The sequence below is a fragment of the Martinezella lusitana genome, from assembly GCF_016901135.1.
GTDB classification, from domain to species: domain Bacteria; phylum Pseudomonadota; class Alphaproteobacteria; order Rhizobiales; family Rhizobiaceae; genus Rhizobium; species Rhizobium lusitanum_D.
Genome location: NZ_JAFEVL010000056.1, coordinates 1 through 1,547 on the forward strand (window position 1 = coordinate 1; position 1,547 = coordinate 1,547).

Annotated in this window: 3 protein-coding genes; 1 reads left to right on the forward strand and 2 read right to left on the reverse strand. The window is 50.5% G+C overall.

Annotated elements, in window-relative coordinates; genetic code table 11:
* The first annotated feature begins 258 nt into the window (after window positions 1-258).
* A complete protein-coding gene (locus tag JTP94_RS25285) occupies window positions 259-948 on the forward strand; it encodes a S24 family peptidase (protein WP_204853184.1) in 690 nt (229 codons plus the stop codon).
* Window positions 949-989: 41 nt separating this feature from the next.
* Here the strand turns inward: JTP94_RS25285 and JTP94_RS25290 are convergent, their stop codons facing one another.
* Together JTP94_RS25290 and JTP94_RS25295 are read right to left on the reverse strand one after the other, a co-directional pair.
* Window positions 990-1,334 carry a hypothetical protein gene (locus tag JTP94_RS25290; RefSeq protein ID WP_204853185.1) on the reverse strand — a complete coding sequence of 115 codons (345 nt, stop codon included), beginning with the start codon at window positions 1,332-1,334 and terminating at the stop codon, window positions 990-992.
* Window positions 1,331-1,547, reverse strand: a 217-nt coding sequence (locus tag JTP94_RS25295) for a hypothetical protein (RefSeq protein ID WP_204853186.1), incomplete at its 5' end; no start/stop codon positions are given. The genes JTP94_RS25290 and JTP94_RS25295, both read right to left, overlap by 4 nt.

Genomic DNA, 1,547 nt, shown 5'->3' on the forward strand with positions numbered 1-1,547 from the left:
CCCATTGCCTCAATGATGCGTTGGCGTGTCTGCGAACGAGGCTCGCGACCGTCCCGGAGCTGGAAAACGAAAAGCGGATCACCAGCGAACTTCTTGCCGAATTGGGTTGGCGTCATCTCTCGATCGGCGATGAACTGCTCAACTTTGTCTTTGAAAGCGTCGATCTCGGTCAATGCCGCAATTCCTAATAGGACTATTCCTAACTCAATAGGTACATTCCTATTAGCCTGCTGTCAATTCCTATGGCAGTGATTTTTCATGGACAAGATAAGAAGATTGATCGCGAGCAAGATCGACGAGCGGCGACTGACCTATAAGGTGGTTTCGCTGGAGATGGGCCGCAACCATGCCTACCTTCAACAGTACATCGAGCGCGGGATTCCTCGTGAGCTTAAGGAAGCAGATCGAGCGCGATTGTCCGAGATACTGGATATTCCCGAGGAGGAACTTGGTGGCATGAATAGGCCGCCTGCAGAACCATCAGCTCCGATAAGTGATCTGATCCCGGAAATTGATGTTGTCGCCGGCATGGGCGGTGGCGGCTTGGCGGCCCTTGAGATTTCAAATCACAACGGCATTACATTCGCCAAAGAAGTCGTTCGCGACCATTGGAAGCTCCCCGAGTGGAAACTGAATAGCATGGGCGTCCATGTGCCCCATGTTGCCGCTTTCCCGTGCAAGGGCGATTCGATGTCTCCAACGATAAATGACGGCGATGTCGTATTTGTGGATACTAGACATCGGATTCCGTCGCCTCCTGGCGTCTACGCGCTTGCCGATGAATTTGGAGGGGTGGTGGTGAAGCGACTTGACGTCACGTCGAGGCCAGGCGCTGACATAATCACCATTCGGATATCGTCCGATAATCCTCGCCATATCACGCGAGAATTGACGCTCGACGAAATTCAGATCGTCGGGCGCTACATCGGCCGATTCACGACGGATTGAAAAGAAGGGGCGGCTTTCGGCCGCCCAAATTCATTCTCTAGCTAAAAATCGATCATCCTCGATCTGATGTCTGCAACAACGATTCCGACCACCCGCTCATCAAATTTCGTCCGATCAAGTAACCGGGGTTCGTATCGTTGATTTTCTCGAGAAAGATGAAGCTCAGCAGCTTTCAGGGTATTTGTAACTCGGAATAATTCTATTCCGAGCCCTATGTCTATGAGATAGATGCCTTCGCCATGATAAGTAGTAACTGGCACCGTTATTACAAAATCTCGACCGCCTCGTAATACGGGCTCCATTGCATCCCCCACCACTGCATGAACTCTAAATCTTCCCGATAATACAGCCTCGGGGGTAATGGGGGACATGAATAAGTCATTCATTTAATGCCTCCGATCTCTCGGCTATACGGAGGATCAGAGAGAGTGATCTTTAATCGGCGACTAAAAGATCGCGCGATTGCAAAATCGCGCACAGTGATGCTATCATGCACGTGCATGTTGAAAATCCCCAATTTTTGACGTGAACACTGAAAAGGCGAAGCGGGTTTCTCAGGCCAGTGCTTCGCCTTTCTTGTTTTTCGTTGCTGTTTTCTT

What these genes read in the sequence shown, in the direction of transcription:
- JTP94_RS25285 (WP_204853184.1), top strand. Translation starts at nt 259, where the DNA reads ATGGACAAGATAAGAAGATTGATCGCGAGCAAGATCGACGAGCGGCGA.
- JTP94_RS25290 (WP_204853185.1), bottom strand. Translation starts at nt 1,334, where the DNA reads ATGAATGACTTATTCATGTCCCCCATTACCCCCGAGGCTGTATTATCG.